Here is a 6,075-nt window from a genome sequence, read left to right on the forward strand (position 1 = left end):
CCTTTCCCCCCACCGCCAGTCGGGTCCTGATCGCCGACGACAACGGCGACATGCGCGACTACCTCACCGGTCTGCTGCGCGAGGAGCATCGGGTCACCGCCGTCCCCGACGGCCTCGCCGCGCTGGAAGCCGTCCGAGCGGACCCCCCGGATCTGGTCGTCAGCGACGTCATGATGCCCCGCATGGACGGCCTCCGGCTCGTCGCCGCCCTGCGCGCCGATCCGCGCACCGCCGGCGTGCCGGTCCTGCTGCTGTCGGCGCGTGCCGGCCAGGAGGCCTCCATCGAGGGACTGGAGGCGGGCGCGGACGACTACCTGGTCAAACCGTTCTCGGCCGGCGAACTGCGCGCCCGGGTCCGGACCAACGTGGAACTGGCCCGGCTGCGCAACCATCACGCGCACTGGCGGGCGGCCCTGATCGATTCCCTCCAGGAGGCCTTCTTCGTCTGTGACGAGGAGGGCGCCGTCATCGAGATCAACGCCGCCTTCACCGATCTGCTCGGCTACGGTCCGGGCGGTCTGCCCTACCCGCCGGAACACCCCTGGTGGCCGGGGACCCGGCGGCACCCCGAGGAGCACCGGATCGCCGCCGAGACCTTCGCCCGGCTCCGGGACGGGGCCGAGGGACACCACGAGACCCCCGTCGTGCACCGTGACGGCCACCTGCTGTGGGTGGCCGTCGGATTCAAGGAGGTGCGCGACCCCGACACCGGGCGCCGTCTGGTGGTCGGCACCCTGCGCGACATCACCGAGGAACGCTTCACCGCCCAGCGCGAGGCGGCCATGGCCGCGCTGGGCATCCGGCTCGCCGAGGCGTCCGGCACCGAGGAGGCCCTGCGCGTCGCGATGGAGGAACTACGCGACCTGTGGCACGCCCGCCGCATCATCGCCGCCCACCGCGACGAGACCGGCTGGGTGCGGCGGATCGCCTCCGTGCCGGAGCAGGACCCCCCCACCGATGGGGAAAACCCGCCGGTGTCCCCGGACCGGCGCGGGAGGGACAGCGGGGACGGCTCCCCGGGGGGACCACTGGAGAAAGCCGTCGTCGGGCTCTACGACACCGTCCCCCTGCGCCCGGTGACCACCCGGGATCCCACGGGGGTGGGGATCACCCTCGACCATCCGGGTGGACGTCTCGCGCTGTGGATCGAACCGGCCCCCCACCGCCCCCTCGGCCCCGAGGACACCACCCTCCTCGCCGTCCTGGGCGGACGGCTCGGACAGGCCCTGCACCGCGTCCACACCTTCGAGCAACACCGCGAGACCGCCCTGGGACTGCAGCGGGCCATCCTCGGGCCCGACCACCTGCCCGACGGCTTCGCCGTCCGCTACGAACCCGCCGCCCGTCCCCTGCAGGTCGGCGGCGATTGGTACGACACCGTCGAACTGCCCGACGGCCGCATCGGCATCGTGGTGGGCGATTGCGTGGGCCGCGGACTGGAGGCGGCCACCGTCATGGGACAGTTGCGCAGCGCCTGTCGCGCCCTGCTGCTGGAGTCCACCGGACCCGCCCGGACCCTGACCGCACTCGACCGCTTCGCCGCCCTCGTGCCCGGTGCCATCTGCACCACCGTCTTCTGCGGGGTCTTGGAGCCGGACACCGGGCGGCTGGTGTACAGCAGCGCCGGTCACCCACCGGGCATCCTCGTCCGTCCGGACGGCGGACACGACCTGCTGGAGGGCGGGCGCTCCACCCCGCTGGCGGTGCGCCCCGATCATCCCCGACCGGAGGCCGAACGGACCCTGCCGCCCACCTCCGTGCTGCTGCTGTACACGGACGGCCTGGTGGAACGCCGCCGGCACCCCTTGGACGTCGGCATCGAGCGGGCCGCCGCGGTGGTGGCGGACCACCTCGACGCCCCGTTGCAGGAGCTGGCCGACGCGGTCATGAGAGGGCTGGAACCCTCCCCGGAGGAGGACGGTGGGGCGGCCGCCCCCTTCTCCGGGGCCGGTTACCGGGACGACGTGGCCATGCTGCTCTACCGTCACGCCCGTCCCCTGGAGGTGACCTTCCCGGCGGAATCCGCCCGTCTGGCCGGGGTGCGGGCCGCCCTGCGCGCCTGGCTGACCGAGCTGGAACTGGAGCGCCGGTCGATCCAGCGGATCCTGGTCGTCGCGGGGGAGGCCTGCGCCAACGCCGTCGAGCACGGTCATCGCCACACCCCGGGGGGTGCCGTGCGCCTCACCGCCCGGGCCACCGCGCGGGAGATCCACCTGACCGTCGCGGACAGCGGGACCTGGCGGGTTCCCCGTCCGGACCCCGGGGCCCACCGGGGGCGCGGCCTGCGGTTGATCCGGGGGCTGGCGGAACGGGTGACCGTCGAGTCGGACGAGGACGGGACGACCGTGGACGCGCACGTGCGGATCGATCGGTGAGCCGCGTTCCGTCCCCGCCCCGGGTCACCCCCGCCGGGGCGGGGGCGGAACGCCGGGAGGTTCGAGCGCCATGGTCATCCTGATCACCAGGCCGTCCGGAAGGGACCGCATCTGCACCAGGTCGCACAGTCGGTTGATCATCCACAGTCCCCGTCCCCCGCTCGCCGAGAACGGGTCGGGGCGGTTGCTCCCGGCCAGGGGATCCGCCAGTCGTCCCGCGTCGCGCGTCTCCGCCCGGACCCGGGAGCCCTCGACCCACAGGCGCAGCACCCCGGCGCCGCCCCCGTGCCGTACCGAGTTGGTCGTGGCCTCGGCGATCGCCAGCACCAGGTCGGTCCGACGTTCGCCGACCAGACCCACCTCCCGGGCCCAGCGCTCGGCGACGGCCCGCACCGAACCCAGCCCCTCCTCGTCGTAGGGCAGCGAGATCGCCCCGGCCGGTGGTTCCGCCAGCGGCGCGTCCGGTTCCCGCCGCCCGGTGTACCACGGGCTCGGCCGGTGCTCCCGTCCCTCCAGCACCGTCGGGTGGGCACGACGCGCGTCCGCCAGCACCGCGGTGGGCACCGAGGACGTGTCGTAGGGGCACAGCACGCACGCCGCGCTCCCGGCGAGGGCCAGGTTGATCAACGCCTCGTGGCGCATCGCCTCGCGCACCTCCTCGGCGTCCCGTCCGGGCCACACGGGCTCACCCACCACCCGGGGTCGGCGCGTCGGATACCGGTCGACGAACTCCCGGAACGCCGACAGCGCCCGGCCGGGATTGGCGCCGGACGGCCCCGGGGCGAACCAGGTCACCTCCCGGGCCAGCGCCCCCAGGGCGTCGCGCAGCAGCCGTTCCCGCCGTTCCGGCACCCCCACCAGAACCGGCTCCCCGTTCTCCACCCCGCCCCGGACGAACGCCCCGACGCCCGCGAGGAAACCGGCCTCGCCGTGGTAGAAGAAGGCGGGATGGGTGAAGGAGTCGACTCGTCTTCCGCCGGGTGCGGCGGCTGTGCCTCTCGTCATCGGGACACGACCTCCAGCGCGGCGTTCAGCTCGGGAAAGATGTCCAGCAGCCGAAGCAGGGACGGCGGCGGATCGACCACCACGAGCCGGCGGCCCGGTTCCCGGGTCGCGGCGGTCACCAGCCGGACCGTCCCGTCCAGGTCGATGTGCTCCAGTTCCGACAGGTCCAGCTCGACCACCTCGCCGCCGGGACGTGCCAGCGCCGCGGCCGCACCGGCCACCACGTGCCGGACCGCGTGGTTCACCTCTCCGCACAGGGCGATGCCGGGCCGGTCCACCAGAGAGGTGACCCGCAGGGTCGGCCGGGGGAGGTCCTCCTTCCCGAGCCGTTGGTGCTCGGGGTGGATGCCGTCCAGCAGGGCCACATCGGAGTCGGTCATCAACCGGCGGTCGTACAGGCACAGCGCGGCCAGCGAGGGCAACCGCGCGAAGACCTCCCGGTGGATTCGCAGCTCGTACTCCAGGAGCCGTTCGGCGCCGGGCAGCCCCCGGTCGTACCAGGACATCTCGCCGATCGCCCGCAGGCCGCCGAAACCGGCCCGCTCCGCCTCCCGCACGGCCCGGTGCCACTGCTCCACCATGCGATCGGGGTCGAAGGGACCCTCGGAGAGGTAGGCGTCCCGGGCCGTCACCACCGCCAGTTGCCCCCGATCCAGGGCGCCCGACGCGTCGAGGCCGTGTTCCTCGAGAACCCGCAGGACCGTATCGGCCGGGGTGTCCTCGGTGAAGTACTCCATCCGCTCCCCGCGCTCGAAGGCCGGACGCAGGAAGTCGACCACGTGGGCGTCCCGGGCGGCGTCGTCCGAGAACACGGCGCTGAGGTGGGTGCCCCGGGGCCGGGCGCCACCGGGTCCCGCGACGGCTGTGCGGGTCATGCGCGGGCCTTCCGTTCGGGGAGGGACGCCGGATACGCGACACACCAGTGTAAATCACTTGGCCGCAGGGGAGGGATGGCCCCGGACCCGGGCAGGGGCCATCCCTCCCCGGTCACCGGCCGGTTTCCACTCCGGTCCGCGGGGGAAGCCACCTCGTCGGTCGTGTCGTATCGCGTCGTGCCGGGCGGGGCGGAAGGCCCCGCCCGTCCCGTTCCTGTTCGTTCCCGCCCGTCCCGTTCGTTCCCGCCCGGGCAGTCCCGCAGAAAGCACCACCGTGTTCCGTACCTACCTGCTGCCCGTCGAGGCGGCGGTCCTGATCTTCCCCGTCGTCGTCGCCGTGATCATGATTCCCGTGGCCGTTCGCGGCTACCGGCGGCGTGGCCGAGCCGGGGGCTGGTCGGTCCTCGTCTTCTACAGCTTCGTCTTCTACCTGGTCGCCGCGCTGTTGCAGACCCTGATGCCGTTGCCGGCCGACACCGACGCGCACTGTCTCGTCACCCGTTACGCCGCCGCCCCGCAACTGGAGCCCTTCGCCTTCCGGCACACGGTCGCGACGGCCGCCGACGGTGACTGGTCACCGACGAATCTGGTGGGGTTGGCCCCCACCTGGACCACGCTGCTGAACCTCGTCCTGCTCCTGCCCCTCGGCGTCTACCTCCGTTACCACCTGCGTCGTGGCCTCCTCGCCTCCGGCCTCATCGCCCTCGGCACCTCGCTGTTCTTCGAGACCACCCAGTACACCGGCCTGTGGTACCTCTACTCCTGCCCCTACCGGCAGTTCAACGTGGACGACCTGACGCTCAACACCCTCGGGGCGGTCATCGGATGGTTCCTCGCCGGCCCGCTGGGTCGTCGTCTCCCCGTCAACGATCCGAAGGTCGAACGCCTGCGGTACGGCAACCGGATCACCCTCACCCGACGTGCCCTGGCGTACCTGCTGGACGTGGCGGGGTGCCTGGTGGTGTGGACGGTGATCACCGGTCTGCTCGCCGTTTTCGGCCCGGTGGACCTCGCCACGGGACGTCGCTGGGCCCTGCTGCTCGCCGCCGGCATCGGCCTGGTGTGGTTCTGGTTGCTGCCCGCGCTGCTGCGCACCACCCCCGGCAAACGGGCCGTGCTGCTGCGGGTGGAACGTCCCGGCGGACGACGGGCCGGTTTCCGGCGGATCACCGTGCGGATGTGGTTGCTGTACTCGCCGTTCGCCCTCCTGTGGTGGTGGGCCGCCGACCACACGGGGGTGCTCCCGGTCGGGCTGCCGGAACCGGTGGGCCGCGTCCTGCCCTTCCTGCTCCCGGTCGCCGGGGTGCTGGTGTGGGTGTGGTCGCCGTTCGCCGTCCTGGTGCGGGGCGACCGCCGGGCGCCGTACGAGCGCTGGACCGACACCGTCAACCTGGCCGTGCCCACCCGTCGCGAACGCCGGGCCGCCCGCACCGTCGCCCCACCGCCCGGGACGGACGGGCCCACCCCCGCGAACGGCGGGGGAGGCGTGGACCACACGCCCCCCGAGCCGCGCGACACGACGGGGGAGAGGCCGGTGGGACCGTCCGCCCGGCGGTGACCGCGGCGCGTTCGACTTCCGAACGGGCCCTCCGCCGCCGGGCCGCTCCCGGGGAGACCGCGAGAGGGATCGGGAGATTCCGGGGAGGTGCGGTCCCCTCCGATGACCCCCGTGCCGATTCGGGGCAGGCTGTGCCCCCATGAGGATCCGACGGACGGTCACGGCGTTCACGACGACGGTTCTGCTCGCCCTCACCGCGGCGTGCAGCGCGGCCGACGGGCCGGGCGACCCGGCGGGGGACGGGGGCGACCCCGCCGCGTCG

The 6,075-nt window shown here is 73.6% G+C and carries 4 protein-coding genes; 2 read left to right on the forward strand and 2 right to left on the reverse strand.

Annotation, left to right across the window (positions count from 1 at the left end; genetic code table 11):
* Nucleotides 1-2,375: SpoIIE family protein phosphatase (locus FOE67_RS13705; RefSeq protein WP_182664045.1), on the forward strand; the 2,375-nt coding region annotated here is incomplete at its 5' end.
* Nucleotides 2,376-2,399: 24 nt separating this feature from the next.
* Here the strand turns inward: FOE67_RS13705 and FOE67_RS13710 are convergent.
* Together FOE67_RS13710 and FOE67_RS13715 are read right to left on the reverse strand one after the other, a co-directional pair.
* Nucleotides 2,400-3,380, reverse strand: a complete 981-nt coding sequence (locus FOE67_RS13710) for a sensor histidine kinase (protein ID WP_182664047.1) — start codon at nt 3,378-3,380, stop codon at nt 2,400-2,402.
* Nucleotides 3,377-4,255, reverse strand: coding sequence for an MEDS domain-containing protein (locus FOE67_RS13715; protein WP_182664049.1), 879 nt, complete (start codon nt 4,253-4,255; stop codon nt 3,377-3,379). Before FOE67_RS13715 ends, FOE67_RS13710 begins: the two co-directional genes overlap by 4 nt.
* A gap of 274 nt (nt 4,256-4,529) precedes the next feature.
* Here FOE67_RS13715 and FOE67_RS13720 point away from each other — a divergent pair, with 274 nt between their 5' ends.
* Nucleotides 4,530-5,813 carry a VanZ family protein gene (locus FOE67_RS13720; RefSeq protein WP_182664051.1) on the forward strand — a complete coding sequence of 428 codons (1,284 nt, stop codon included), beginning with the start codon at nt 4,530-4,532 and terminating at the stop codon, nt 5,811-5,813.
* The last annotated feature ends 262 nt before the right edge of the window (nt 5,814-6,075 follow it).

Source organism: Streptomyces calidiresistens, from assembly GCF_014141525.1.
Lineage (GTDB): Bacteria > Actinomycetota > Actinomycetes > Streptomycetales > Streptomycetaceae > Streptomyces > Streptomyces calidiresistens.

What these genes read in the sequence shown, in the direction of transcription:
- FOE67_RS13710 (WP_182664047.1), bottom strand. Translation starts at nt 3,380, where the DNA reads ATGACGAGAGGCACAGCCGCCGCACCCGGCGGAAGACGAGTCGACTCC.
- FOE67_RS13715 (WP_182664049.1), bottom strand. Translation starts at nt 4,255, where the DNA reads ATGACCCGCACAGCCGTCGCGGGACCCGGTGGCGCCCGGCCCCGGGGC.